Consider the following 26,294-nt stretch of genomic DNA (forward strand, 5'->3'; position numbering starts at 1 on the left):
CGTATAAAATTATATGAAAATTTCGGCGATAAGGTGCAAGTACATTACGCGCCAGCGGTTGCCCCCGCTCAAGAGCGGCTCACAAGGCCGGTACACCAACGTCAAAACCGGTACATTCATGAATAAATGTCAACAAAGCCCTCAAATTATTAAGCCCTGATCTCTTTATTTTCGCTGATCTGCAAGATAACTCCTTCCGTTCTATCGCATGAACTTGTATGTCTATATCAAACAGGAAAAGCGCTTCTGTATTTCTAAAGATTTTGCATAAAAGTTCTTGTATACAAGATTATTTCATGATATACTGTTGCCGAAACTCAAATCAACAAACGAAGGAATAAAATATGGAAAACATTCGGTTAACTGAAAAAATCTCGTATGGTTTTGGCGATCTTGCAAGCAACCTTGGATACGCCGTAATCTGCTGGTACATGACATACTATTATACCAATATCGTTAAGCTTGACACAGCCATTGTCGGAGTAGTTATGCTGACAGCAATGCTGGCAGACAGCATAATGGATGTGGTCATGGGGATAGCGGTAGACCGCACAAAGACCCGGTTCGGCAAGGCAAGGCCATGGATTCTTTGGATGTTTGCGCCGTTTTCGGTCATGCTGGCAATGATGCTTTCTGTCCCCGAGTGGAACAACGCCGGGAAAACGATATATGTTTTTGCAACTTACCTGCTGTTCAATTTATGCTATTCGGCGATAAATATTCCGTATGGAATTCTCAATACCCTGCTCACCAGAGACCAGTATCAGCGCTCCGTTATAAATATTTTCAGAATGTTTATGGCCTATGGCGTAACCATTCTTATTAATGCTGTCATGCTGCCATTTGTTGATTTGTTGGGCGGAGGATTGGCCGGCTGGCGCTTTGCAGGGATCATTCTGGCCTCGATTGCCGCAGTTTTGTTCCTTATTACGTTCTCGCAAACGAGGGAACGGGTAAAGCCGGAAGAAATTAGCGGGCAGCAGCATGTTTCCGTTATGAATGGCATAAAGGCGCTCTTTCATAATAAATACTGGATTGTAATAGCTGTCTACGCCATTTGCCTTTATGTGTTTACTACAATTAATTCCAGCGTTACAGTTTACTATATGCAAAATATTTTAGGCAGTTCAAATTTGGTAGGCCCGATGTCGATGGCCTTTTATATCCCGATTGTGGCCGGCATGATGCTCTTGCCGCTGTTTATCCGCCGTTTTAGCAAGCGCAACCTGGCCATTGCCGGTATATTCATTACCTTTGCGGGAATTCTGGTCATGAATTTTTCGCCGGATAACATCTATCTTATCGCTGTTGGAAACGTGATCAAAGGCATCGGTATGACGCCGATTTACGGGACATTTTACGCAATGGTATCCGATATAATCGAATATGGCCACTGGGCGACCGGCGTCCGCACGGAAGGTTTAATTTACAGTGCCTCCAGCTTCGGTATAAAGGTCGGGTCTGGAATCGGCTCGGCTGTTTTGTCCTGGACACTTTCTCTCGGCGGATATATCGGCGGCGCCGCAAAGCAGTCGGGTTCTGCGCTGTTTGCCATCCGCTTTCTGTATATTCTGCTGCCCTTTGTTTTGCTTGGCATTATGGTTGTCATTCTGCTGCAGTACCGGCTGGACAGCGAATATGACCATGTGATTGCCGATTTGGAACATGGCAGAACACGTGCAGCCAGCAATAAATCTATTTAAGCTTTTCTATCCTACACAAAAAACGGCAGGGATAACAGCTTGTTATCCCTGCCGTTTTATATTGTTTTTATCTTTCTTCGTAGTCACGTGCAGCTTTCAGCCGGTCATACAGTTCGTCATCATCCATCTGAGGCGTTGTCGTTGTCTGCAGAAGTACTCTGTTGAACCGCTTATCCCATACATATCCACGCTCCCATGACAAGAAGAGCGAGTCGTCCCCCAGTGCTCTAATCCAGCGGCGGGTAGTATTCAACGCATAGACCGTCAACCTAAGGCCGTCCATACATTCATTGCGGTAAAAATGGACCCACTTGCCGTGTTCCGCCGGTTTCAGTGCCGAAACAGCGCTCTTGGCAATCCTCATGGCCTCACTGACACAGAGATATGCTTCAAGCGGGTCTTGAGCCTGCATTTTCCAATACCCTTCGCAGAACTTGAGCGCAGCCTCACAGCCCAATTTGTGCAGCTTTGCCTGCAGCAGGACACCGTCTTCAAAAGGAGCTTTATTGCCCTTCATACTCGCCCTGACTCTCTCACATTTCAGCAAAAATGCACGCCAACGGTCCACAGCGCTTTTCAGTTTTTCCTCATACCATGCGACCTGCTCGTCAAAGGGCACGTTGCCGGTAGCCCACAGAAGCTCCGTTTCTGTCTCACTGCCTTTGCCTTTTATCCAGTGCGAAATTATTGAACGCATCGGATAGTGATAAAATTGCTCGCCGGCATGTTCATCTTCATTTGGCCCGTATTGGATCGGGCAGTCGAAATATTCACGGAGACATTCCGCCACCGCGTCACAATCGTCCGGGAAATATGTCTGGGTAAACTGTTTGAGGTGCTCTTCAACATCGGCCGCTCCGTCTGTCCACAGCTTTGACACCAAATCAAGAAGATAAGTATGCGGCCGAATATTTCCGCAGTTGCAAATCAGGTATTCGTCCGCGCCGCTCTCAAATGCTTTTTGCAGCTCCGATGCCACAAGAGACGGCGGATTGGGCAGCATGGTCAGGTGGTTGGAGGCTTGTAGGTCATGGAAAGTCACGTGATAGTACAGACCATGCGGCCCCGTATCGCCTGGTTTGGGAAGCGCGGGTACACGCGGGTTAAGATTCCATTGGCGCCTTGAAACCATACGGGCGTATCCATTATCGGCCCAGATTTTAATGACGCCATCAGGAATGGTGATATAGCCGTCTTTATAGAGCTGCATGATTTCGCCGTAAAGATTTGTGCAGCAAATCGGATTATCAAAGTATTCATGCAGAATATCATACTGCCGCTTGATAATAGAGCTGATAAGCTCACCGCGGGCTTTAGGGGTATTGAGAGACGGGTCATCGTCCCAGAAGGGCTGATCCCCTTGTCCGCGGAAACCAAGCGTCCAGATTACATCGGAATCTTTTTGTTCCTCAATGGCTTCTCTCCACAGCGTTTCAAAGAGCTTTTGGTTTTTAAGATAGCTGGGGTCTTCATCGGGGTAGGCTGTCAGGAACATTTTCGCACCCATCGGCTCCGCATGATGATGGGTTATGATAAGTCCCATTTCAGAAGCAAGCTGCCGTGTATGGCGGCTGACCTCGCCTGTGCCGGGAATGACCATATTTCCGCCGCAGCGCAGAAGGGCCTCAAAAGCTGGTTCCCAGGTCATTCTATCATACCTGTCATCATGCCACCCGAGCAGCAGCACCTCGTCGTTGATGAAAAATCCGCGGTAGCGTACCTTGAAAGGTTTTGAACGGTAGGTCTGCTGGGGTATCATCGCCCGCTCAAGCCTTGCGGGCGGTGTGTCATTCCAGAAATGGAACGGCGGCACTTTAAGGTAAGTCCGGCTCAGATACAGCAGCCCGTAGATTGTTCCGCGTATGTCTGTTCCTGTGACAGTCAAAATCTGTTTGCCGCCATCATCCGAAAAAGTCAGCAAAAAGGTCTCGGGCGCTCCCTCGGCTCCTGTTTTTACATGAATTTCATTTTGGACTCCCCGCCCGGACGGGGTGCAGAAAACGCGCTTCATATCGCGGCGCAAAACATTGGCCGCCCACTCAACAGGCTTGGACGAATCCTCGACAATAATGTGGGTTTGCGCATTAAATTCAAAATTGCTCATACTAACGATCCTTTCTTTTTTGACCTTTCCGTACAGTCTTTATCGCTAATGTTTTTTTAGCCACTGTTTTTACGACGGTTTGCCTTACCTGCGCTTGAGTTTTTATTATATTTTCTTGTTTTAACCTAACTGTTCACACCCCGGAGTAAGCGCTGAATCCTCCATCAACCGGAATGACAACTCCGGTTACAAATCCGGATTCCTGCTCGTCACACAGATACATCAATGTGCCAATCAAATCCTCCGGTTTCCCGAACCGCTTCATGGGCGTATGGTTCAAAATCTTGTGGGAACGTTCCGTCAATGAGCCGTCCGGATTGCGCAGAAGCTTCGCGTTCTGTGCTGTTTCAAAGAAGCCCGGCGCAATCGCGTTCACGCGGATTCCAACATCAGCAAGGTATACGGCAAGCCACTGGGTGAAGTTGCTGACTGCAGCCTTGGCCGCGCTGTAAGCCGGAATCTTTGTCAGCGGGCGGTATGCGTTCATCGACGAAATATTCAGAATGACTGCTCCCTCGCGCCCTACCATTTTAGGCGCAAAAATCTGCGTTGTCAGCATGGTGCCTGTGCAGTTCAGGGAAAAGACAGACTCAAGATCCTTTGCCGGGATATCAAAAAATGTATAGTTGCCAGCAGATTTATTTTTAAGGTCATCAAAAGACAAAACTTCTTTGGTGGTTGTGCCGCGCGGGCTGTTTCCGCCTGCGCCGTTTATCAGAATATTGCATGGGCCGTAAACTTCTGACACTTTGGCTTCAGCAGCTTCCATACTCGCTTTGTCCATAACATTGCAGGCAATGCCGATTGCTTCGCCGCCGTCATTTTTAATCTCCTGCGCAACTTGGTCACATTCTTCCTGAACAAGGCCAAGAATTGCAACTTTCACGCCGACTTTTGCAAGCTCCTTTGCAAATCTGCTGCAAAGAACGCCGCTGCCGCCGGTAATAACCGCAACACGGCCTTTTAAGTTTTCTCTCATTAAAAAGGTCTCCCTTTCATTGATAATAAATTTCAAATCTATTGATAAAACTGTCCGGCCAGGAATTTGCTTAATTTTGCATCGGCTACTTTGCCATTCCCAGAAAAGCTGCGCCCAATATGCCCGCGTCGTTGCCAAGCCGCGCCGCCCGAAGAATTGGCTGCCGTTTGCTGCCGCGGCTGTAGCTTTCCCGCAAAAGGATTTCGCGGATCGGGGCAAGCAGAGTTTCTCCCTCCTTGGAAATACCTCCGCCAATGCAGACAATATCCGGTTCAAGCGTATTTACAAGGTTTACGATGCCGCAGCCTACATATTCAATATAGCGCTGCACTACCTCTGTTGCTGCTTTATCGTTTTGACGCATTCCGTCAAAGGCCGTCTTTCCGTTTACGGATTCAAGGCTGTTTCCGGCAATCTGCCACATCAGGCTGTCGGGGTGCTCAATCATGGACTGCCGGGTCTGTTCAACCAGAGCAGTAACAGACGCATACATTTCCCAGCACCCGCGGCGGCCGCAGTTGCAGGGCTTTCCGCCGAAGCAGATGACGGTATGACCTATTTCGCCTGCCGCAAAGTTCAGTCCGCTGACAATCTTGCCGTTCATCAGCATACCTGCGCCGATTCCAGTTCCAAGTGTCACCATTACGGCATTATTGATTTTTTCTCCGTGAACATTTATATCCGTATCAACTGTAAACTCGCCGAGTGCAGCCGCATTTGCATCATTTTCAATATAAATGCTTTTTTTAAGCCTTTTGCCCAGCATATCCGCCAATGGTACGTTAATAAAATCTATGTTGTTGGCGTACTCCACAATGCCGGTAGCTGGATCCACCGAGCCGGGAACCCCTACGCCAACATATTCTACTTCCCCAAATGAACATCCTGCTAATTCCGTTACTTCGTAAGCAAGTGCGGCAATATCGTCAGCAATGGCCTCTGCAGGACGTGGCATTGCGGTTTTTTTGGAGCGGGACGCAATGATTTTTTTGTCTGCAACAAGGCCACACGCAATATTTGTGCCGCCTAAATCAATCCCAATGGTTAACATATGATTCTCCCAGATGATTAATAGGTTTTGGTTATCTTATTAAGCATGCGTGGCTGGTCCGGGTTGAGTCCGCGTATTTCAGCAAGGCTGCAGGCAAACATCTGGGCCAAGACAACATTAACATAAGGCGATATATCTTCATCAATGCCGCCGGGTGTACTGATTGAACAGTCTCCCAGCGCGCGAAGTTTTTCTGAATCCGAAAAAACCAGAATATCGGCTTGCGCTTTTCTTGCCTTTTCTATAATTTCATAGGCGTCCCTTTCGCTGGGACCGCTCGGCGCGAAAATGAGCACCGGCATATCCTTCTGCAGCATTGCCATAGGGCCGTGTTGAAAATCGGAAATTGCGAACGCCTTTGCGCGGATATAGTTGGTCTCTTCGATTTTTAATGCGGCTTCCAGTGCAATAGCGTAATTGATACCGCGCGCAAGTACGAAGCACTCTTCCATAAAGCGATAGCGTTTCGCAATTGATTTGACCTCATCAAATTGCGCAAATGTTTCCTGAATCTTTTCGGGTATAACCTCAAGCTTTTCAAAAAACGCCCTGTCACCGGACCATTTTGCCACCAGACTCGCCAGCAAGATCATCTGCGCAGTAAATGTTTTGGTAGCCGCAACACTCTTCTCTTCACCTGCAAAGCAGTTCAGGTGATACTTTGCAGTCTTTGCCAGCGGCGAGTCGGAATAGTTAGTAATAGCGACCGTAACAGCGCCTTGCTCACTGGCAAGCTGCAAAACCTCACGGACATCCTGCGCCTGACCGGACTGGGATATTCCGATTACCAGCATGTCTTTATAATCAGGGCGTTTATTATATAAAGTCAAAACAGAAGGGGCAGCAAGGGCGACTTGACAGCCCTTGCGACTTTCCAGGATATATTTGCCGTAAACGGCAGCATGATCCGAGGTGCCGCGTGCAGCCATAACAACAAAACGGATTCCGCGGCTGTTAAGCTCGGAAACAATACTGTCAATCTGCGCGCTGTTTTCCTTGAGACACCGTCTTGTAACCACTGCCTGTTCCAAAATTTCATTTTTCATTAATGACATTGGATATTCTCCCTTTTTTCTTATGAGCGGATTTGTGTGCACAGCCTAAACTTATTTCACAGAGCCGGTGGTCAGGCCGGAGACAAAGTATCTCTGGAAGGAGATGAACAGAATAAGAATTGGAATAGTCGCAATAATCGCATAGGCAGACATGGAGCCGAAATCTGCCATACGGGAGCCAAGCGCATTTTTAACGCCGACGGGCAGCGTACGCATGATATCAGAAGAAGTAAGAGACAAAGCGATTATATACTCGTTCCATATACGCACAAAGACAAAAATTGCAGAAGCGCCGATTCCGGGAAGAGCCAATGGCAGAATAACTTTATAGAAGGTTTTAAGCTGAGTGCATCCATCTAGCATAGCCGCTTCTTCAAGCTCCGTCGGGATTGACTCAAAGAATCCTTTCATAATCCAGACCACAACCGGGATACCAGTGGCCATATAGGCAAGAATAAGTGCAACATACGTATTGAGCAATCCGAGCTTATACATGATTACATAAAGCGGAATGATGCTCAAAAGGGCCGGGATCATGCGGACAGCAATAAACATATAGAAAAAGGCGTGCCGGAGGGGAAATTCTTTTTTCGCGATAACATATGCTGCAAGCGAGCCTAAGAGCAACGACAGGAACAGTGCAAAAAATGAAACGATTACACTGTTTAAAAAGTAACGCGGGAGCGGAGAATTCATAAAGGCTCTCATGTAGTTTTGCAGCGTGGGGCGCTTAGGAATCAGAGAAGGGGTTGTATCATTCCACTCTGTCTGCGTTTTAAAAGACAGGCTAAGCAGCCATAAAAGAGGAATAAGTGAGACGACGGTCCAGATAATTGAATAAGTATATGCCCCAAGATTGCCGAGATGTTTCTTTAAATTCATGCTGTGTTTCCTCCTTATGCCAACTCATTGGTACCCTTGAGCAATTTGCTGTAGACTACGGTAAGTAGTGCATTGATGACAAACATCAGCACGGCGATGGTTGAACCAATTTCAAACTTACCGTATTTGAAGGCCGTATTATACATGTGAATGCCAAGCAGGTTTGTTTCTTGAAGCGGTCCGCCGCCTGTCAGGGCATAAACCAGGTCAAATTCATTAAATGTGCTGATAGTGATCCAAACAAAATTAACAAGCATAGTCGGCTTAAGAAGGGGTAGTGTGATTTTTGTAATAACTTTTAACGAAGAAGCTCCGTCAACGCGAGCCGCCTCGTAAAGTGATGTAGGAATACTCTGCATACCTGCAAGTTCGAGTACCATCGTAAACGCCATGCCGAACCATGTGTTAGCGCCGATGATCGCATACATGGCACTTCCAGAACCAAGCCAGCTGACAGGTTCACGGATCAAATGAAGCTTTAACAGAATAAAGTTCAGCAGTCCGCCGCTGGACGGTTCATAAATAATTGTAGCGATAATAGCGACAATAACAGGAGAGAGGGTCCATGGCAAAACAATTGCAGCTCTATAAAAAGTGCGCCCGAATATATTTTTGTTCAGTGCTATAGCCAGCGTAAAACCAAAAAAGAACTGCAGAATTACGCACCAGAAGGTATAAATAAATGTTTTCCAAAGGGCAATCCAAAACTGAGAATCGCTAAGTACAGTGATATAGTTGGACAAGCCGACAAAGTGACGGTTAAAAATAAGAAAATTGCTTTTAAATACGCTTAAGTATACAGCGTAAAAAGCCGGATAAAGTGCAAACAGCAAAACAATAATAAACGCAGGCAATAGTGCAATATAAGAAAATGCAATCTCACTGCCTTTTCTTGTTTTCATGATATCCTCCAAATTTAAAATAATAGAAAGGGAACATGGACATAGTCCATGTCACCTTTCTATTAACTATTATTTTATTTTGCCTGAGACTCTGCTGCTTTCTGCGCGTCTGCAAGAGCCTGCGCCGGTGTTGCTTTCTTCATAAGAACCTTCTGAATCGCTGCACGATACTGGGATGAAATCAGATCGTAATACTGGGAGTTTGAACGTGCTCTTGCATACGGCATAACATCTACGAAAGATTTAAATGCATCATTTGAGGTAAATACAGGATCTTTTACAGCGGATTTGCGAAGGCCGAGGTTTCCTGTACCATACTGGAAAATATCAACCATGTGCTCTGGTGTTGTGCAATAATCGATCCAGCTCCATGCTGCATCCTTTAAAGCGCATTTTTCGAAAATTACCCATGTGCCATAACCTGCTGCGGTATAAGAGTTAGTAACTGTGGCACCGTCAGGAAGAGGAATGGGAGCTGAAGCAAACTTATCTTTTAAATTCTCGTTCTTCAAGAAGGAAGCGTCGCTGTTCCATTCCCAAGAACCAACAATAGCCATAGCAGCCTGACCGCCGTTAATGAGTTTTGCAACTTCCTTCTTTGTGTTCATATAGCTGTTCGGAGGAGCAACCTTGTCAACATTAACGAGCTTGTTCATAAATTCAAGGGTCTTTACAACTGCGTCGTTTGTAAGAGTCGGCTTTCCTGATTCATCCATAATGTCGCCGCCGAGATCCCAAATCCACGGGAGGGAGCGCATTGTTGTATGCTCACTGTCGCCGCCGTTCAGCGCAAAGCCCCAAACGGTTGTATTGCCGCTTGAATCCCTTTGTGTGAGCTTCTTGGCGGCATCTTCAAGCTCGCTCCATGTTTTCGGCGGGTTTGAAATGCCTGCCTTTTCAAACAGGTCCTTACGATAAATCAACGTACGGACATCGCCGTCACCCGGAATACCATATACTTTTCCGTCAAACTGAACCGTTTTCCAAATGTTTTCCGGATAGTCGCTGGCCTGTCCCCATTTTTCAACATAAGAATCGAGTGGTGTCAAAGTACCGGTTGTTACAAACTCTGCAAGGTTCTGGCCGTCAATATAAGCAACATCGGGTCCGTTGTTCGCGGCAAGTGCAGTCAACAGCTTTGTGCGAATGTCGTCATTTGCAATAGCTTCTGTCGTAAGCGTTACATTCGGATAGTTCTTTTTGAATTTCTCCAGGACGGGGTCGATTGCTTTTCTGTATTCGCTCTTATAAACGTCGCTCCAATCCCACACTGTTAAAGTGCCGGAGGGGCTGCTGTCTGATGATGACGATGATGCAGCAGAACTAGAAGAGTTTTTGTTGCTACATCCCGCAGTTGTTACGGTCAGCATCATTGCAGCCGTAAGAACAAGTGCGATACTTTTTTTCATTCTTCTCATCCACCCTTTTTTTCATTTTTTAGAAAGATGTTTTGTTCCGATTCATTCTTGGAATCAGAACGAAGAGTAGCCGTATATAAAGTTATACGGTTGCCTCCTCTAGAATGCGGGAATTTGTATACCACCTTTATTTTAACACATATTGAATAAAAATCAATACCAACTGGGATACTTGTTAAAAAATATTTTTTACACTAATTATACTAAAAAAAGTCCTGGTAATTACTAATATTATGCGCAATAATTATAAAATAATAATAGCAAAAATAATATTTATAAGAATTAATAGACAGATGGATACAAGTGTGCTATAATACTATCTTGTATACCAGATGTTTTTTAGGAAAGGAAGGTGTACCACTACGAGATACAATTATGACAAATATAAATCCGTGCTTCCGCAATGGGGGCCATATTCCAAAAAGTACATGGGCATTTCTCATGTGGTCGATAAGGATCACAAAAAAGGGATTCGATTTGACTGTGTAGTGCACCCAACCATTGCAAACAGCAACGTACCCGTGCCTAATGTTACTGTTCCGTCAAACTATCATCCATGGAACGCAAAACCGGATTTGTCATTTTACGAATATCGATACGATCTCGAGTGGAAAGATCGTGTCTATGCAGACGTATCCTTTTTAAAATTGACCGAAAATGCATCCGTCATCCGCGTAGAATATCACAACAATACGGAACTGTCACAGAACTGCATGCTCAACTACTTTTGTTCTTTAGAATACCCGTCATTGCAGCGAAGCCGCGTTGGTCTTCCGAAACATCATGTCTGCATTGACGCGTGTGACTATACAGAATTTGAATACAAAAACAGCAGGCCCTGGGACGAGCAAAATCCGGACGGTCTCAAAAAAGGCGAATTTCTTGACCCCTCCTTTCTAAACGGAAGGGGGCTCGGCGACCGAATTGATGCAAGCCATGTACCTCAGTTGCATTTTCTGCCTTTCGGTGCCGAAGCAGGCGACCGCGTTTTATACCGGTTTGACGTTTCAAAGCCATTTGCTGACGCAGTACTGACAATCCGGTATCGCTGCCCGCGTCCCAAAGGAAATACAGCCTTCCGCCTGGCCGGAGCTGTTCAAGCCTCCATCACATTTGGCGCGGACACAGCACTTCATACAGCCAATGTTGAAATTGGAGCGGTCAGCGCCGGTTCTCAGACATTGGAGTTTATATCAGAAGGCGGAGCAGGCGTTGAATTGGACTGCTTGATTCTGACCGAAAAAGAAGACGCTGGTTCAATTGTCTTTGACACCACGCCGTACAACAATCTGCCAGAAATTCAAGAAAAAGGTCAGACTATATATTATCGTTACCCTGAAATTGATCAAATATACGGGCTGCGGGTATTCAGCGATCATATCCGGCGCCGCAGGATTGAAACAGGTTGCCTTGAAGACGCGATGATTTCACGGCTTTCCAATCCGGATATCACCTTTGACGATGTCACAGAGCCGTTTACACGCTCATTCAGCCGCAAACACAGTGACGACGGGTTTTACAGCAACACCATTATCCATTCCATTTTTATTGAACCTCACAAGACCCATGTGGAATACGCGGTTGTATTTACTGGAAGCTGTCCGGATATCAGTGCAGAGGAATGTGAGGCGCTTTATCAGAAGCGTCTGAAAGAAACACCGGCACTCGATTTTAGCGTTCATGGCAAGCAGTTTGAATTCAGCAACAGGCTTTTGCGCAGCACGCTGCTTGTCAATACCGTTTATCCGATTTACCGGCACGGCAGCTATATCATCCATCATACCCCCGGCAAACGGTGGGATTCCCTCTACACTTGGGATTCCGGCTTTATCGGCTTAGGATTGCTGGAATCCGAGCCAAAACTTGCTGAATATATACTGGATACCTACCTCAGCGATGAGGAAAACCCGGACTTTGCCTTTTTGCATCATGGCTCGCCGGTTCCGGTACAAAGCTATCTTTATCTGGAGCTGCTCAATAGGACTAATGATAAAACATCGCTCTACACCTATTACGATAGGGCGCGCCTATATTACGAATATCTTGCTGGGCGTGCGCACCACTCCACCACAGCTCGTTTTAAAAGCGGCCTGACAAGCACCTATGACCTCTTCTACAGCTCCAGCGGAATGGACGACTACCCCGCCCAAGTATATACCCATCAGCACGCTCTGGAACGCAGCGTCGCGCCTGCGATCTCTTCGTCGCAGGTGATTCGCTTTGCCAAAATCTTGCGCATGATTGCACTTCACTGCGGCAGAGAGCAGGATGTGGCTGTATATGACGCCGATATCGCACGCATTACAAAGGGCCTGCAGGATTATTCATGGGATGAGGACTGCGGCTATTTCAGCTATGTAGTGCATAACGAACAGGGTGAGCCTACAGGCATTTTGCGCAATGAGCAGGGCGAGAATTTGAACAAAGGCTTCGACGGCGTTTATCCGCTTGTTGCCGGCGTCTGCACCGAACATCAGAAAAATATTCTGCTTGAACATCTGAAATCCACCAAAAACCTGTTCAGCAAGGTCGGCCTGAGCGCCGTTGATATGTCAAGCAGCTATTTCCAAAACAACGGTTACTGGAACGGCAGTGTCTGGTTCTCGCATCAGTGGTTTTTCTTCAAAACCATGCTTGACCTCGGTGAAACCGACTTCGCCTTTAAAATCGCCGATACTGCCCTTAGATCCTGGAAGCGCGAGGTTGATGCCTCTTACAACTGCTTTGAAATGCTCAACATTGCAACAGGGCGCGGCGGCTGGTTCCATCAGTTCGGCGGTTTATCCGCCCCTATCAACATCTGGGCAAACGCCTATTACAAAAAAGGCACCGTCACTGCCGGTCTGGATACCTGGATCGCGAAGCGCGATTTTGCCCCAGACTACAGCGGGTGCTCAATTGATTTTGAATATCATGGCAATGGTCATTATTCCATTATCGTTGTCCTTTCGGATGATGAAAAGAAGCATTATCAAGCCTCATTGAACGGCGAACCGGTTGCTTATAAGGAACGCTTCAAGGGCGTTTTGGAATTCACATTTGACAAAAACTGCAAAGGCGGAAACCTTTCTGTATGGTGATTAAATAAAACAAAAAAAGCGGAACGGTTTCCCGTTCCGCTTGTAACGCCGGTTTAGCTCATATCTGTTTTGGTGAAATATTGTGGATACTTGTTTACTATTGCATAGAAGTTGCTTAATCCCCCAAAAATATGTTCCTGATAGATTTGCTTGATGGTTTGCATATCACTGTGTATTAACGCTTCAACAATTTTTTCATGTTCTTCGCAAAGATTTGTGAGGACTGTTTCATCCTTTAAATTATTTAATGTACGGTACCGGTGATAATGAGGGCCGATGTTAAGCATATATTTCCAAAGGCTCGGTTTCCCTGCCTGTGAAAAAATTGTGCTATGGAACACATTGTCATGCTTAATGAAGTTCCGTGCTTTTGTCATCATATCCATTGATTCGCTCAAAAGTTTCTTTTGCTGCGCAATCTGAAACTGGAGCCGGATAATTTGATCCTGTGACAGCTTTCCGCACAGATCTTCAACAACAGCAAGCTCAATTTTTTCCCTAAGGTACATCATATCGGCGAGATCGCTCATATCAATCCGCGTAACGTAGGTTCCCTTTTGAGGAATGATTTTTAAAAATCCCTCCACTTCCAGCCGCTTGAATACATCCCGGATGGGTGTGCGGGAAACATTAAAGCGTTTTGCAACTTCGATTTCGCTGATACGCTGATTGGGCGGGATAATTAAAAAAGTAATCTCGTCTTTGAGCGTCTCATAAATTGGGGCTGCAGAATTAGTCTTATCCATGTATTTCACCTTATTTCATATGTTTAACCGACAGCATAATATTAACATGGTTTAAGCTGATATGCAAGTTAATGAAATTAAAATGCTGTTTTAAACAAATTGCATAATTTTATTCTTGCGTTTTTGTATACAAATTATCTCCGCATAATGGCTTTGCTTTGAGCCAAAATGAGTACCAAACAGGACGAAGTAAATTCTTTGACACTCCGTATTAAAACATTTTTGAATGATAAGAATTCAGCAGTAAGGCTTTCACCTTCTGCATTGTTCTGAGAATTTTCAAATTTCAATCAAAAATCCCCTAATGATAAATCGTTCTAAAAGGAGCTGAAGCACTTGAAAATGTCGTTTCGTTGGTATGGCGCCAACGATCAGGTTACTTTAGAAAAAATCCGGCAAATTCCCGGAATGCAGGTCATTGTTACGGCAATCTACGATGTTCCTGTAGGTCAGGTATGGGAATACGAAAGAATTCTTGCCCTTAAAAAACAGATTGAAGACGCCGGACTCCGCTTTGAGGTTGTGGAAAGCCTTCCTGTGCACGAAGATATAAAACTGGGCTTGCCGACACGTGACAAATATATAGAAAACTACATCAAAAGCCTGCACAATCTTGCTAAGGCAGGCATTAAGGTAGTCTGTTATAACTTTATGCCGGTATTTGACTGGACACGCACAACAGTCGAGTACCCTCTCAAAGACCATTCCAAAACACTGGCCTATTTTAAAAAAGACCTTGAAAACATTAATGTCTATGACGATGATGTTTCCCTGCCGGGTTGGGACACCTCATACAAGAAAGAGGACTTGCGGCACATTTTTGAACAGTACAGCCATATTGACGAAGAATCACTTTGGAGCAACCTGACTTATTTTCTTCGTGCGGTTGTGCCTGAAGCCGAAAAAAGCGGCATCAAAATGGCTATTCACCCGGACGATCCACCGTGGAACATTTTTGGTCTGTGCCGCATTATAACCTGCGAGAAAAACATCGACCGCTTTCTCAAGATTGTGGACAGCGAAAGCAACAGCTTGACCTTCTGCACCGGATCGCTTGGCTGTACGCCTGACAATGATATCGTTTCCATGGTAAGAAAATATTCCGCACAAAAACGCATTGCATTCGTACATCTGCGCAATGTCAAATTTGACAACGATGGAAACTTTTATGAAACCAGCCATCTTTCTTCAGATGGTTCCTTGGATATGGTTGCCATCCTCAAAGCGCTGCATGATACAGGTTTTGACGGGTACTGCCGACCGGATCACGGCCGTATGATCTGGGGTGAAACCGGCCGTCCGGGTTACGGTCTGTATGACCGGGCACTGGGAGCCTGCTATATTAACGGAATCTGGGAAACATTAGAAAAGGAAAAATGCTCAAGCCATTAAAAAGTTCCCCTGCGCTTTATTCCCTTTCCTTGAGAACACTGCCGCTTTGGTTTCTATTCTTTTGCAAAACAGTCTCCTCAGAACAGCGCAATTAATACAAGCCAATAAATAACACCATGAATAAATTCTCTGGATATATCTATTGCCTCCTTCAAACTTCCCTGCATCCGTGAGAATTGGTTCAGATGCCAAAGCGGCAGCATTGATTTTATAATAAATAGGGCTGTAGCAAAACAGCCCGGAAAAAGATGGGGCAGCGGCTCAAAAGGTTGGCTGCTCTTTATTTTTTCGCAAAAGGCATTTTCTGCTTTAACTAACTGTTTTGGTATCCCGCCAAATTAAGCGCAATTTGGCGGGATAATTTTTATACTGCATTTTAATAAGAGAGGGCCGCCAAGCTTGAAGCTTGGCGGCCCTTTTTGTTGCTCCCGCGTGGGGAGCGACTTATATGACGCTGTCATAGGGTCCAAAAATTTAACTATTTCAATCCACGCTCCCGCGTGGGAAGCGACTTGAAAAAATATTGCGCCAGTGGTTAAAGAAACTAAGAATTTCAATCCACGCTCCCGTGTGGGGAGCGACTTTGCGCAATCGGAGACCTAATATGCAGGGAGGATATTTCAATCCACGCTCCCGTGTGGGGAGCGACGGCTCTGCGCGCTTTACAGCGCGAGGCTGACGCATATTTTTAATTTCAATCCACGCTCCCGTGTGGGGAGCGACGAATCCGAGAGTTGAGGTAACCTTGACGGAGTTATATTTCAATCCACGCTCCCGTGTGGGGAGCGACCATCTTGTATTATCGGATGGCCTGCATTGGGTTAAATTTCAATCCACGCTCCCGTGTGGGGAGCGACTTGCGCAATCGGAGACCTAATATGCAGGGAGGATATTTCAATCCACGCTCCCGTGTGGGGAGCGACCGCAGTTAAAAGATGATATTGACACATACCTCAAAATTTCAATCCACGCTCCCGTGTGGGGAGCGACATTATCTCAAATGTTCGCCGTGTCAAAAAATGACGATTTCAATCCACGCTCCCGTGTGGGGAGCGACATGTAATTGATATTAATATTTTCATTATAGGCAAAATTTCAATCCACGCTCCCGTGTGGGGAGCGACAATATTGGAACTCCCAAATATCTTATATTCATGATATTTCAATCCACGCTCCCGTGTGGGGAGCGACTCGTCGTTGAGATCATCGCGTAAAGCGGCAGGAGGATTTCAATCCACGCTCCCGTGTGGGGAGCGACAGTCGGTAATGACGGCATGGCGTTTACTCATGCAAATTTCAATCCACGCTCCCGTGTGGGGAGCGACCAGTTGCCTTTACCTTTGCGGCTTGTTCATCGTATTTCAATCCACGCTCCCGTGTGGGGAGCGACTTATGACGGCAAAGCAATGTTCTCAAGCTCATCAATTTCAATCCACGCTCCCGTGTGGGGAGCGACTCAAAACTTCAAATTCAGACACTGGCAAAAGCGTTATTTCAATCCACGCTCCCGTGTGGGGAGCGACCGGTACGTATATTCTGGATATAGCAGTACAAAAATTTCAATCCACGCTCCCGTGTGGGGAGCGACTCAAAGTGGGTCAATCCCACTTTGATATTGATATAAATTTCAATCCACGCTCCCGTGTGGGGAGCGACTCCGTACAATGGCAAGACGCCAACGGGGGGCTGATATTTCAATCCACGCTCCCGTGTGGGGAGCGACTCTGCGCATCATTTGTTGAAGAATTTTATATATATTTCAATCCACGCTCCCGTGTGGGGAGCGACATTCGGAGATTGGGTGCCGAATGAATGGATTCAGATTTCAATCCACGCTCCCGTGTGGGGAGCGACACTTTTGTTTTGATATATGCAAAACGGCAGCATGCAATTTCAATCCACGCTCCCGTGTGGGGAGCGACATGGCAAACGCCCTCTGGATATGTAACATGAGTACCTTATTTCAATCCACGCTCCCGTGTGGGGAGCGACCGGGCGAAAGCTGGGCTATGAGTGATAGAGATGTTATTTCAATCCACGCTCCCGTGTGGGGAGCGACAATTATGAAACAAGGATTTTTATAGGGATAAGCGGCATTTCAATCCACGCTCCCGTGTGGGGAGCGACTTATCATTGCGGTGACATTTCTGATGGTTTTTACAAATTTCAATCCACGCTCCCGTGTGGGGAGCGACTCTCGGCGCCAATGATTATCCATTTTGCATTTCCATTTCAATCCACGCTCCCGTGTGGGGAGCGACAGAAGCTGATGTGGCTTCGCCATCAAAGGAGCGGATTTCAATCCACGCTCCCGTGTGGGGAGCGACTCAGCCCCCCGTTGGCGTCTTGCCATTGTACGGACAATTTCAATCCACGCTCCCGTGTGGGGAGCGACCTGATCGCCTTCCTGGCATTTTTCAAGGACAGAATATTTCAATCCACGCTCCCGTGTGGGGAGCGACGTAATTAACTCCATGCTTACCCATTATTTCAGCTACAATTTCAATCCACGCTCCCGTGTGGGGAGCGACCGGTCACTGGCACAAGCAATTTCAAATGCTTTATCATTTCAATCCACGCTCCCGTGTGGGGAGCGACTCCACGCTCCCGTGTGGGGAGCGACACGGTCAAGGATTTCAATCCACGCTCCCGTGTGGGGAGCGACGATGGGGAACAAAGCCCTTGCTGAAATTTCTAAATATTTCAATCCACGCTCCCGTGTGGGGAGCGACGTGCAAACCAATAAGTGCAGTAATTTTGAAAGACAATTTCAATCCACGCTCCCGTGTGGGGAGCGACCCATTATTAATGTGTGTACGTCCGTCAGCAGAGAATTATTTCAATCCACGCTCCCGTGTGGGGAGCGACGCGTTCTCTTTCGGCAACGGCGCAATGTCATATGAATTTCAATCCACGCTCCCGTGTGGGGAGCGACATAAACTATGATATTATTAAAAAAAAGTTAGAAAGATTTCAATCCACGCTCCCGTGTGGGGAGCGACTTTTATCCAATGACGGAAAGAGTTTATTGGTTAGTATTTCAATCCACGCTCCCGTGTGGGGAGCGACACGCATTTTCCGATCGACCAAGATATTGATATATAATTTCAATCCACGCTCCCGTGTGGGGAGCGACTTTGGTAAGTGCCTTAGTAGATGTTGCTAGCTCTTATTTCAATCCACGCTCCCGTGTGGGGAGCGACGCGGGTATAGGTAACCTTGGAGCAGCGGTCGCATTATTTCAATCCACGCTCCCGTGTGGGGAGCGACACGAGGCTGGACTGCTAAAACTGAAGCTGAAGCAATATTTCAATCCACGCTCCCGTGTGGGGAGCGACGTTCCAGGAAAGTTTATGTTAACAATTTCAGAAAATATTTCAATCCACGCTCCCGTGTGGGGAGCGACAACTACCACAATTTCAGATAAAGATTCACCACGAAATTTCAATCCACGCTCCCGTGTGGGGAGCGACGTGTCATATGATATAGCCCGCGATTTTGACTTTGTATTTCAATCCACGCTCCCGTGTGGGGAGCGACTTTGACGGTCGCGCAGAGCGCAGCCCCTGCGCCTATTTCAATCCACGCTCCCGTGTGGGGAGCGACAAAAAGATATTTTCCCATTTTATTATTATGACCCATTTCAATCCACGCTCCCGTGTGGGGAGCGACCTATGCGCAGCCTATGATTGCTGGTTTTAATAGGCTATTTCAATCCACGCTCCCGTGTGGGGAGCGACAATCGCACAAAAATTGCATTATTCCGAGAGCTGGGTATTTCAATCCACGCTCCCGTGTGGGGAGCGACATTCGACGTCCCTAAGTATGAAGATATTTATAATATTTCAATCCACGCTCCCGTGTGGGGAGCGACTTGTTTGGGTAGCTTGCCATACCTTGACCTTATTGTATTTCAATCCACGCTCCCGTGTGGGGAGCGACGTTAAATGGTATAGTACCATTGTCTACAAGATCTAAATTTCAATCCACGCTCCCGTGTGGGGAGCGACAAGATTTTTTTGGGGGTTTGGGGGGTATCCCCCAAATATTTCAATCCACGCTCCCGTGTGGGGAGCGACAGGGGGCGAAAATATATGAACACCGCTCCTGAAACTATTTCAATCCACGCTCCCGTGTGGGGAGCGACCTGCAGCTCCCCGCCAAAGGGGGCGTGCGCCGCCCCATTTCAATCCACGCTCCCGTGTGGGGAGCGACTGCTTCTGCGGGGTTGTGCATAACAGCCCCAGCCCATATTTCAATCCACGCTCCCGTGTGGGGAGCGACGGGGAAACTGTCTTGGTCAGTTTCATATTGCCAAGTGATTTCAATCCACGCTCCCGTGTGGGGAGCGACGGTAATTTCTATGTGGTTTTTTGCGTAGGTGTACAATTTCAATCCACGCTCCCGTGTGGGGAGCGACGACTCCTTACTTATATTATATCAAATTTACACAAAATTTCAATCCACGCTCCCGTGTGGGGAGCGACCTTTAATTTTACCCCGCTGCCTTAAATGGTAGCGGGGATTTCAATCCACGCTCCCGTGTGGGGAGCGACACCCTTAAGGCATCCATATTTTAGCGCCATTATTATTTCAATCCACGCTCCCGTGTGGGGAGCGACTCAATACCGCAGATTTCGCAAAATTCTTTTATTATTTCAATCCACGCTCCCGTGTGGGGAGCGACTCTTAAGGAATTGATGGGAGACAATTTCATCCAGATTTCAATCCACGCTCCCGTGTGGGGAGCGACTAAAAAACTGCAAGGGCAAACTTGATGAAATCTACCATTTCAATCCACGCTCCCGTGTGGGGAGCGACCTCATATCTCGGCGGTTCGACATCAAACTTGTCATATTTCAATCCACGCTCCCGTGTGGGGAGCGACGCTTTTAAAACTTGCGCCGAATAGTTCTTGATAAAATTTCAATCCACGCTCCCGTGTGGGGAGCGACCTTGTCCGCCATTGATGGTACGGATGACCTATGCCAGATTTCAATCCACGCTCCCGTGTGGGGAGCGACACTCACGAGCATTAGCGATAAGCAAAAGAGGTACATCAAATTTCAATCCACGCTCCCGTGTGGGGAGCGACTTTTCTTAATTTTTTTGATTTTTTAATTTGCATTAATTTCAATCCACGCTCCCGTGTGGGGAGCGACCGACGATCCCGCGGGTCTTGCTCTGACTGCGCAAAAATTTCAATCCACGCTCCCGTGTGGGGAGCGACGATACAGTTGAGTTACATTTCAATCCACGCTCCCGTGTGGGGAGCGACGATTGGCAAATCGTTATTGTCTCAAAGGATACTAAATATTTCAATCCACGCTCCCGTGTGGGGAGCGACCGTAAATTATTAAAAAAGCAATCATATGCTCTATTATTTCAATCCACGCTCCCGTGTGGGGAGCGACCCATATCCATATCGGCGTAAACAATCTGACATTATCGATTTCAATCCACGCTCCCGTGTGGGGAGCGACCAAAGAAGATTTTGCGAAGAATACCTGATTGACCTATTTCAATCCACGCTCCCGTGTGGGGAGCGACTTGTTTGACTATATTGTACTACTGTTTAACAGTTTATATTTCAATCCACGCTCCCGTGTGGGGAGCGACCGATTACCCTTTCAGGTTCAGATAGCACTGGAAAATTTCAATCCACGCTCCCGTGTGGGGAGCGACGATACAGTTGAGTTACATTTCAATCCACGCTCCCGTGTGGGGAGCGACGGAGCGATTACCCTTTCAGGTTCAGATAGCACTGGAAATTTCAATCCACGCTCCCGTGTGGGGAGCGACGGAGTTGACTTCCAGAAGCGTTCTTCTGGCCAATGATTTCAATCCACGCTCCCGTGTGGGGAGCGACCCCTCCTTAACTTAATTTTCTGCCGCACATAGGGCAATTTCAATCCACGCTCCCGTGTGGGGAGCGACATAAATAAGGGCTTTTTTATCAAAATCAAGCTTATTTCAATCCACGCTCCCGTGTGGGGAGCGACGCTATTTGCTCGTGATGTCAACCACTGTATATCTAAATTTCAATCCACGCTCCCGTGTGGGGAGCGACCTGCGCGCTCAACTCCCTCCTGCGCGTACTTAAATTTCAATCCACGCTCCCGTGTGGGGAGCGACGTAACGAACAATTTAATGCTTTGCTTGAAACTATATTTCAATCCACGCTCCCGTGTGGGGAGCGACGGTACCCAACCTGTTTGTAAGATAGTATCAAGTTCAATTTCAATCCACGCTCCCGTGTGGGGAGCGACTCTTGGTCAGTTGCATACTGCCAAGTGGCAGGGTCAATTTCAATCCACGCTCCCGTGTGGGGAGCGACACTCTAATATGTGATTAGCGCGTTTGGCAGAATAATTTCAATCCACGCTCCCGTGTGGGGAGCGACCAGGACTTAACGGCGAACGAAGCGGCCTTGTTCGAATTTCAATCCACGCTCCCGTGTGGGGAGCGACATGGATTGACAATGCAGAGGGCTTGACGCTACCTCATTTCAATCCACGCTCCCGTGTGGGGAGCGACCCATACGAATAGTACCCATGCCGCAAAACATATCTAATTTCAATCCACGCTCCCGTGTGGGGAGCGACATTGTACATCGTACCCCAGTTGCCCCATTTCAGCTTATTTCAATCCACGCTCCCGTGTGGGGAGCGACCAGCTGGTCTGAACTCTTATTCAGCCTTACATCTCCAATTTCAATCCACGCTCCCGTGTGGGGAGCGACTTGTCAGGGTTTAAACCCTGTACAACCATGCTTAATTTCAATCCACGCTCCCGTGTGGGGAGCGACCTTCTTGTCAGGGTTTAAACCCTGTACAACCATGCTTAATTTCAATCCACGCTCCCGTGTGGGGAGCGACGGTTATAATTTTTGGCTATGCTCGTCCCATATCAATTTCAATCCACGCTCCCGTGTGGGGAGCGACCATCAGCTTTTTGGAGCGGCGGGGGGTGCAGGGGGATTTCAATCCACGCTCCCGTGTGGGGAGCGACACGAGCTAACTCGCAGATTGCCTCTTCGATGGGTGCGGATTTCAATCCACGCTCCCGTGTGGGGAGCGACGCTGTAATCGAACGCGCATTGACATCCCAGCGCAATTTCAATCCACGCTCCCGTGTGGGGAGCGACCATATTTAACATACCCTCATAAAACCGCGAAAGTTATTTCAATCCACGCTCCCGTGTGGGGAGCGACCAGTTATTATTCGCGATGATAATGGTTACCCTATGATTTCAATCCACGCTCCCGTGTGGGGAGCGACCAAAAGCATTTTTTATAAATATCTCGGCCAATCGGTATTTCAATCCACGCTCCCGTGTGGGGAGCGACGTGACGACGGTTTTGCCGTGTTTTTTCTCATACTGATTTCAATCCACGCTCCCGTGTGGGGAGCGACACAAAAGGGACCTGAAATCATAATGTCTCTTGTATTTCAATCCACGCTCCCGTGTGGGGAGCGACCGTTCGGCTTTATTTTACGCAGTCGCGAGACCGTAATTTCAATCCACGCTCCCGTGTGGGGAGCGACCTTGAAGCAGGCGTAGATATTCGTATTGTACAGATTTCAATCCACGCTCCCGTGTGGGGAGCGACCGGATATCGTATCATATATCTCCACGACCACTTATATTTCAATCCACGCTCCCGTGTGGGGAGCGACCTTTATATTACACATCATATCCAATAGGACGATATATTTCAATCCACGCTCCCGTGTGGGGAGCGACCAAATCCCGGTACTCTTCTTTTTTCTCTCCGGATAATTTCAATCCACGCTCCCGTGTGGGGAGCGACTTGCCGTTGTCATCAGTATATGTGCGTGTCTGTAGTATTTCAATCCACGCTCCCGTGTGGGGAGCGACGCTATTGATATGGCCGCAAGTAAAATAACGCGTCTTATTTCAATCCACGCTCCCGTGTGGGGAGCGACTTTGACTGGTGAATATAAAGGCTGCATGATTTTCATATTTCAATCCACGCTCCCGTGTGGGGAGCGACATTGATGGCATTGGCTATCATTTAAGAAAGGCAAATTTCAATCCACGCTCCCGTGTGGGGAGCGACGTGATATAACCGTATAGACGGTCATTTTGCACAAATATTTCAATCCACGCTCCCGTGTGGGGAGCGACATATAATATCGCCATTTTCATTGACTGTGCAGAAAATTTCAATCCACGCTCCCGTGTGGGGAGCGACATATTCACCAAATAAGCATTGGTATGAAGCTTGTAGATTTCAATCCACGCTCCCGTGTGGGGAGCGACCTGACCAGGACCGTTTCCCTGCCTGGTACGTTGCAATTTCAATCCACGCTCCCGTGTGGGGAGCGACCCTCTTGGTTCATACAATTTTCCAATAGTCACAATTATTTCAATCCACGCTCCCGTGTGGGGAGCGACCAGAAAAGCATGGACTTAGGCTTGTTCGAAATTAAAATTTCAATCCACGCTCCCGTGTGGGGAGCGACTTATGATGTTGATATCCAATCAACCACCCCCATAAATTTCAATCCACGCTCCCGTGTGGGGAGCGACAATACGCAGTTATGGGCTGCGCGTGCGAGGAGCGAGATTTCAATCCACGCTCCCGTGTGGGGAGCGACTCTACAGTCAAGGTAATGTGCAACGACTCCACGGTTGATTTCAATCCACGCTCCCGTGTGGGGAGCGACAAGGCAATTGTCCAGTCCAGCTTTGACGAAAATCAATGATTTCAATCCACGCTCCCGTGTGGGGAGCGACTCAAAAATGGTGAGCGCCGAAACATGCCGACACAGAATTTCAATCCACGCTCCCGTGTGGGGAGCGACCCTTATACTGTACTGACTTTTCATTCCGAGTATGTATTTCAATCCACGCTCCCGTGTGGGGAGCGACAATGCATTAACGTTATCCATCACTTTTCCTCCTGCTATTTCAATCCACGCTCCCGTGTGGGGAGCGACCATCTTCGCGGCGACAGTTCGATTATGTCCCGCAAATTTCAATCCACGCTCCCGTGTGGGGAGCGACGTCAGCGAATTCATGCCACCGCGTATAGCATTTAGATTTCAATCCACGCTCCCGTGTGGGGAGCGACTTGTTGCCGTTGCTATCCGTGTATGTGCGCGATTATTTCAATCCACGCTCCCGTGTGGGGAGCGACTCAATCATTAGCAAGAGAGCGGCGCGGCAGCGCAAATTTCAATCCACGCTCCCGTGTGGGGAGCGACTTGGTACGGCAATCTTTAATCGTGGCGTTCTCGCAGAATTTCAATCCACGCTCCCGTGTGGGGAGCGACGATGAATGGATTCAGGAAGTCTTTGAAACTTGCAAATTTCAATCCACGCTCCCGTGTGGGGAGCGACCTATTTTATTCAGGCACAGTTCTTAGTTGCACATCATATTTCAATCCACGCTCCCGTGTGGGGAGCGACTATGGTGTTTGTGCGCAAAATGTACCGGATAAGAAGATTTCAATCCACGCTCCCGTGTGGGGAGCGACTTACCATGCTCATTAGAAAGCTCGGGCTGGAAGAATTTCAATCCACGCTCCCGTGTGGGGAGCGACCAGTAATCGAAAAATATGGCTTATTTTCTATTACCATTTCAATCCACGCTCCCGTGTGGGGAGCGACTAAAAATCGTTTGACCGCCGCCGGATACGACTATAAGATTTCAATCCACGCTCCCGTGTGGGGAGCGACCGACATTTATCGCGCGACAAATAGGGGCATCCCCAATTTCAATCCACGCTCCCGTGTGGGGAGCGACATTAATATCAAGCCGACATACATGTTACCGACAGGTATTTCAATCCACGCTCCCGTGTGGGGAGCGACATGTATTCATCCCATATCCAACGATACATCCGGCAATTTCAATCCACGCTCCCGTGTGGGGAGCGACTTCCCGTATCGCCACAATTTCTTCCCTTATGACCATTTCAATCCACGCTCCCGTGTGGGGAGCGACTCGGATGGCTCACCAGCATGGCAAGCGTTCGAACACATTTCAATCCACGCTCCCGTGTGGGGAGCGACAAGTAAATGCTCTTTATGGCTTGAAGGACTCAAAATTTCAATCCACGCTCCCGTGTGGGGAGCGACACAACTCTATAACTAATGACAATTGGGAATATAATTTCAATCCACGCTCCCGTGTGGGGAGCGACCTATTAGTTTATTGAGGTGATAATATGGGAGTTTTTATTTCAATCCACGCTCCCGTGTGGGGAGCGACTTATGAAGTCTGCCATAGGATTTTGGTCAAAAAAAATTTCAATCCACGCTCCCGTGTGGGGAGCGACTTCCTCGCAAGAATTGAAATTCAAATGATAAATTATATTTCAATCCACGCTCCCGTGTGGGGAGCGACTGCCAATAAATGTTTGAATACCCACCTCTTGCATTATTTCAATCCACGCTCCCGTGTGGGGAGCGACCTTTAGCAACGATTATTAACAATGCTATTATGACTATTTCAATCCACGCTCCCGTGTGGGGAGCGACTATACGCAATTATAATACAATATAAGAGTAATAAATTTCAATCCACGCTCCCGTGTGGGGAGCGACTTTCGCCTCCATGGGTCTGTCGTTCCATAAAAAATTGGATTTCAATCCACGCTCCCGTGTGGGGAGCGACCCGACTTTGCAATGTGAATTTAAGCAGATAGTTAATATTTCAATCCACGCTCCCGTGTGGGGAGCGACTCAACAGGCTATAGATTCCGCGCAAATTTCGGGAAATTTCAATCCACGCTCCCGTGTGGGGAGCGACCAATCTTTAAAACCTGTACCATTCCCAATTTTTTATGATTTCAATCCACGCTCCCGTGTGGGGAGCGACGGGTTAGTCTGTTATCGTCCTCAAAACTTTTATCAATTTCAATCCACGCTCCCGTGTGGGGAGCGACGTTTGAGTGTGGAGTTAATCTTCTTTGAAAACGTATAATTTCAATCCACGCTCCCGTGTGGG

11 protein-coding genes and 3 CRISPR repeat arrays (1 of these 14 cut by a window edge) are annotated in these 26,294 nt (G+C 47.5%); of the genes, 3 read left to right on the forward strand and 8 right to left on the reverse strand.

Annotated features, from left to right (window positions below; genetic code table 11):
* The first annotated feature begins 344 nt into the window (after window positions 1-344).
* Window positions 345-1,703 (forward strand): MFS transporter, encoded by a 1,359-nt coding sequence (locus V6C21_RS01135; RefSeq protein WP_479268125.1) that lies wholly within the window; start codon window positions 345-347, stop codon window positions 1,701-1,703.
* 67 nt (window positions 1,704-1,770) lie between these two features.
* Here V6C21_RS01135 and V6C21_RS01140 read toward each other — a convergent pair whose 3' ends face one another.
* From V6C21_RS01140 to V6C21_RS01170, 7 genes are all read right to left on the reverse strand, one after another.
* Window positions 1,771-3,807, reverse strand: coding sequence for a glycosyl hydrolase 115 family protein (locus V6C21_RS01140; protein WP_479268126.1), 2,037 nt, complete (start codon window positions 3,805-3,807; stop codon window positions 1,771-1,773).
* A 133-nt stretch (window positions 3,808-3,940) separates the two neighbouring features.
* Window positions 3,941-4,786, reverse strand: a complete 846-nt coding sequence (locus tag V6C21_RS01145) for an SDR family oxidoreductase (protein WP_045085849.1) — start codon at window positions 4,784-4,786, stop codon at window positions 3,941-3,943.
* An 85-nt stretch (window positions 4,787-4,871) separates the two neighbouring features.
* Window positions 4,872-5,837, reverse strand: a complete 966-nt coding sequence (locus V6C21_RS01150; protein WP_479268127.1) for an ROK family protein — start codon at window positions 5,835-5,837, stop codon at window positions 4,872-4,874.
* A gap of 17 nt (window positions 5,838-5,854) precedes the next feature.
* Window positions 5,855-6,892 (reverse strand): SIS domain-containing protein, encoded by a 1,038-nt coding sequence (locus V6C21_RS01155; RefSeq protein WP_479268128.1) that lies wholly within the window; start codon window positions 6,890-6,892, stop codon window positions 5,855-5,857.
* 51 nt (window positions 6,893-6,943) lie between these two features.
* Window positions 6,944-7,774: a carbohydrate ABC transporter permease gene (locus tag V6C21_RS01160; protein ID WP_034844212.1), complete on the reverse strand. Its 831-nt coding sequence runs from the start codon at window positions 7,772-7,774 to the stop codon at window positions 6,944-6,946.
* 14 nt (window positions 7,775-7,788) lie between these two features.
* The gene (locus tag V6C21_RS01165; protein WP_045085851.1) at window positions 7,789-8,676 is read right to left on the reverse strand and encodes a carbohydrate ABC transporter permease; all 888 of its coding nucleotides are present in this window, start codon (window positions 8,674-8,676) and stop codon (window positions 7,789-7,791) included.
* A 74-nt stretch (window positions 8,677-8,750) separates the two neighbouring features.
* Window positions 8,751-10,085, reverse strand: a complete 1,335-nt coding sequence (locus tag V6C21_RS01170; protein WP_479268129.1) for an ABC transporter substrate-binding protein — start codon at window positions 10,083-10,085, stop codon at window positions 8,751-8,753.
* 437 nt (window positions 10,086-10,522) lie between these two features.
* Between V6C21_RS01170 and V6C21_RS01175 the strand changes: the two genes are divergently transcribed.
* A complete protein-coding gene (locus V6C21_RS01175; protein WP_479268130.1) occupies window positions 10,523-13,174 on the forward strand; it encodes an MGH1-like glycoside hydrolase domain-containing protein in 2,652 nt (883 codons plus the stop codon).
* Window positions 13,175-13,227: 53 nt separating this feature from the next.
* Here the strand turns inward: V6C21_RS01175 and V6C21_RS01180 are convergent, their stop codons facing one another.
* Window positions 13,228-13,920 (reverse strand): GntR family transcriptional regulator, encoded by a 693-nt coding sequence (locus V6C21_RS01180; RefSeq protein WP_034844208.1) that lies wholly within the window; start codon window positions 13,918-13,920, stop codon window positions 13,228-13,230.
* A 336-nt stretch (window positions 13,921-14,256) separates the two neighbouring features.
* Between V6C21_RS01180 and uxuA the strand changes: the two genes are divergently transcribed.
* Complete coding sequence (gene uxuA, locus V6C21_RS01185) at window positions 14,257-15,312, forward strand: mannonate dehydratase (protein ID WP_034844207.1); 1,056 nt, start codon at window positions 14,257-14,259, stop codon at window positions 15,310-15,312.
* 480 nt (window positions 15,313-15,792) lie between these two features.
* A CRISPR array of direct repeats spans window positions 15,793-20,543; the repeat unit is 32 nt; unit sequence ATTTCAATCCACGCTCCCGTGTGGGGAGCGAC.
* Between the two features lie 84 nt (window positions 20,544-20,627).
* A CRISPR array of direct repeats spans window positions 20,628-20,998; the repeat unit is 32 nt; unit sequence ATTTCAATCCACGCTCCCGTGTGGGGAGCGAC.
* An 84-nt stretch (window positions 20,999-21,082) separates the two neighbouring features.
* Window positions 21,083-26,294: direct repeats of the CRISPR family, unit length 32 nt; unit sequence ATTTCAATCCACGCTCCCGTGTGGGGAGCGAC (it continues 279 nt past the right edge of the window).

It is taken from the genome of [Clostridium] cellulosi (genome assembly GCF_036762875.1).
Lineage (GTDB): Bacteria > Bacillota > Clostridia > Oscillospirales > Ethanoligenentaceae > Ruminiclostridium_D > Ruminiclostridium_D cellulosi.

Bases quoted from the DNA above. Each gene is read 5' to 3' on its own strand.
- V6C21_RS01175 (WP_479268130.1), top strand. From the start codon at position 10,523: ATGGGCATTTCTCATGTGGTCGATAAGGATCACAAAAAAGGGATTCGA.
- V6C21_RS01135 (WP_479268125.1), top strand. From the start codon at position 345: ATGGAAAACATTCGGTTAACTGAAAAAATCTCGTATGGTTTTGGCGAT.
- V6C21_RS01180 (WP_034844208.1), bottom strand. From the start codon at position 13,920: ATGGATAAGACTAATTCTGCAGCCCCAATTTATGAGACGCTCAAAGAC.
- V6C21_RS01165 (WP_045085851.1), bottom strand. From the start codon at position 8,676: ATGAAAACAAGAAAAGGCAGTGAGATTGCATTTTCTTATATTGCACTA.
- V6C21_RS01155 (WP_479268128.1), bottom strand. From the start codon at position 6,892: ATGTCATTAATGAAAAATGAAATTTTGGAACAGGCAGTGGTTACAAGA.
- V6C21_RS01150 (WP_479268127.1), bottom strand. From the start codon at position 5,837: ATGTTAACCATTGGGATTGATTTAGGCGGCACAAATATTGCGTGTGGC.
- V6C21_RS01170 (WP_479268129.1), bottom strand. From the start codon at position 10,085: ATGAAAAAAAGTATCGCACTTGTTCTTACGGCTGCAATGATGCTGACC.
- V6C21_RS01140 (WP_479268126.1), bottom strand. From the start codon at position 3,807: ATGAGCAATTTTGAATTTAATGCGCAAACCCACATTATTGTCGAGGAT.
- V6C21_RS01160 (WP_034844212.1), bottom strand. From the start codon at position 7,774: ATGAATTTAAAGAAACATCTCGGCAATCTTGGGGCATATACTTATTCA.
- V6C21_RS01145 (WP_045085849.1), bottom strand. From the start codon at position 4,786: ATGAGAGAAAACTTAAAAGGCCGTGTTGCGGTTATTACCGGCGGCAGC.